General features: G+C 72.8%; 3 protein-coding genes and 1 pseudogene. All 4 read left to right on the top strand.

Features of this window, described 5'->3' with window-relative positions; translation table 11 throughout:
• Positions 1–935: pseudogene (locus DAT37_RS12745) on the top strand (hypothetical protein); the annotation flags it as partial.
• 100 nt (positions 936–1,035) lie between these two features.
• Positions 1,036–1,188 (top strand): hypothetical protein, encoded by a 153-nt coding sequence (locus tag DAT37_RS44085; protein ID WP_157978467.1) that lies wholly within the window; start codon positions 1,036–1,038, stop codon positions 1,186–1,188.
• A complete protein-coding gene (locus tag DAT37_RS12740; protein ID WP_109524967.1) occupies positions 1,185–1,571 on the top strand; it encodes a hypothetical protein in 387 nt (128 codons plus the stop codon). The genes DAT37_RS44085 and DAT37_RS12740 overlap by 4 nt, the downstream gene beginning before the upstream one ends.
• 91 nt (positions 1,572–1,662) lie before the next feature.
• On the top strand, positions 1,663–2,493 hold an 831-nt coding region (locus tag DAT37_RS12735), incomplete at its 3' end, for a calcium:proton antiporter (protein ID WP_109524968.1).

Genomic DNA, 2,493 nt, shown 5'->3' with positions numbered 1-2,493 from the left:
GGATCCGCTCCCGGCTGCTGCGGGCCGGCGCGCTCCAGGCCGTGATCGCGCTGCCTGCCGGGTCGGCACCGCAGTCGACCGGCGCCGCCCATCTGTGGCTGCTGCGCCGGCCCGCCGCCGATGACCTGGTCCCGGCCCACCTGCTGGTGGTCGACGCCACCGAGGGGATGCCGGGCGGGACCGTGCAGGGGCTCTGGCGGGCCTTCCGGCGCCGGACGCCGGTGGAGGAGGGGGGCGGGCGGGCCGTACCGATCATCGAACTGCTCGACGAGGTGGTCGACGTCTCGCCCGCCGTCCACCTGCGGCGGCCCGCGACCGCGCGGGTCGAGTCGGTGGACGCGACGCTGGACCGCCTGCGGGAGCTCGCCGTACGGCTGGCGCGGAGCGTCCCCCAGGTACGGCCGGAGGAGCGCACGCGGGTCATGACGACCATCGGGGAGCTGACCAGGGCCGGGGCGGTGCTGCTGCAGCAGACACCGTCGCAGGCCGACCCGGGCGACGATGAGCTGCCGCTGCTGACCGTCAACGACGTCACCCTCGGCCGGCGGCCCACCGTGCGGGGCAGCGGCCCCATCGCGGCTCCGGGAGACATCGTGATGACGGCGGCGCCCCGGCAGGCGGCCACCCGGGTGCTGATCGAGAGGGTGGCGCTCGGCCCGCACCTGCACCTGATCAGGGTGGACGAGGAGAGCTTCGACCCCTACTTCGTCGCGGCCTTCCTGCGCGAGACCGGCAACTCCCGGGGGGAGATCAGGCGCACGAGGCTTCCCCGGCTGCCACTGGCCGAGCAGCGCCGGTACGGGCAGGTGTTCAGGGAGCTTGCCGAGTTCGAGGACACGCTCAGGGGGGTCGCCGAGACAGGGGAGCTCCTGGCGCGGGTCATCTCGCAGGGGCTGGTCCACGGCGGGTTACGTCCCGGCGAGCCAGGGGCGTAGGCCAGGGGGATTTCTCCTATTTTCCGGTGGGTTATGTTAGTTTGGCGATCATGGCATTGTCTGTGGACGCCCTGCCGGACTCACGATCGGCCCGCGCGCCATGCGGCTCGGCTCCGCCGCCCTGGCCGAGGCCGTACTCCTCGCCGCGCGCGAAGCCGCCGGCGACGCCGAGCGGAAGGCTCAGGATCTGGTCGGGCCGTTCGTCGCCGGCACCCCGCTGGATTCGCTCCCGCCGTTCCAGGGCTCCCCTTGACCGTCAACCCCGCCCGCGCCTCCATCTACGGCGCCGGCACGCTGGGCATCGCGGCCTTCGTCTTCAAGATGCTCGCCGTCGAGTACCCGGACGGTGACGTCGAGAGGGGCGAGCTCGCCACCCTCGTCGGCCAGGCCGCCGCGGAGCTGGCCGCCATCGGCGACTTCTGGGGCGGCGGCAAGGCCGGGACCGCCTTCGCGAGGGGGGAGGGCGGCGGCGCGGGGTACGAGGCCGTGTCGGCCCAGGTCGTCGAGGGTCTGGGAGCGCTGCTGGAAGCCCACGGGTCCATCTCGACGCGGCTGCGCCTCATGGCCCGGCGGGTGGAGGTCGCGGACTGGGACACGGTCGCCGCGCTCCTGGCCCTTCCCGAACCACCCCCCTGAGGCCCTTCGGAATGGGCGGCATTCCGTACAAACAGGCATGATCACTGTGATCCCCGTTGTTTTCTACGAGCGAGAGGGCATCACGCTGCACATGAGCCGTTACATCGCGAAGTGGTGGGCCGTTGCCGTACCCGGACTGGCGCTGCCGGCTCTCGTGCTGTCATGGGGGCGGCAGCTGCCCACCTTCGTGGTGATCGTCCTGGCGGTGCTGCTGGCCGGAGCCGTGCTGGCCGCGGTCCATCACGCCGAGGTGATCGCGCACCGGGTCGGCGAGCCGTTCGGATCGCTGGTGCTGGCGGTGGCGGTCACCGTGATCGAGGTGGCGCTCATCGTCAGCCTGATGATCTCCGGAGGCGAGCAGACGGCGTCGCTGGCCCGCGACACCGTGTTCGCGGCCGTGATGATCACCTGTAACGGCATCGTCGGGCTCTCGCTGCTCACCGGCACGCTGCGGCGCCGGATCGCGGTGTTCAACGCCGAGGGGACGGGCGGCGCCCTGGCGACGGTGGCCACGCTGAGCACGCTCAGCCTCGTCCTGCCGACGTTCACGACCAGCGCGCGCGGGCCCGCCTTCTCGGGGCCGCAGCTCGTGTTCGCGGCGGTGGTGTCGCTCGCGCTGTACGGGCTGTTCGTGCTCACCCAGACCGTACGGCACCGCGACTACTTCCTGCCGGTCACCACGGACGGCGAGTCGGCCGGCGAGGAGGGCCACGCCCGCCGGCCCACCGGGCTCAACGCGCTGTCCAGCCTCGCCATGCTCCTGGTGGCGCTCGTGTCGGTGGTCGGACTGGCCAAGGTGGAGTCGCCGGTGATCGAGACGGCGGTGACGGTGGCCGGGTTGCCCCAGGCCGTGGTCGGCGTGGTGATCGCGCTGCTGGTGCTGCTGCCGGAGACCCTGGCGGCCGTCCGGGCCGCCAGGCGC

The organism is Nocardia aurea, assembly GCF_003123685.1.
Classification (GTDB): Bacteria; Actinomycetota; Actinomycetes; order Mycobacteriales; family Mycobacteriaceae; genus Nocardia; species Nocardia aurea.
Note: the sequence above shows the minus strand (reverse complement) of the source record. Positions and strands in the feature narration are given on the sequence as shown.

Coding starts and splice junctions, on each gene's coding strand:
- DAT37_RS44085 (WP_157978467.1), top strand. CDS start 1,036: ATGCGGCTCGGCTCCGCCGCCCTGGCCGAGGCCGTACTCCTCGCCGCG.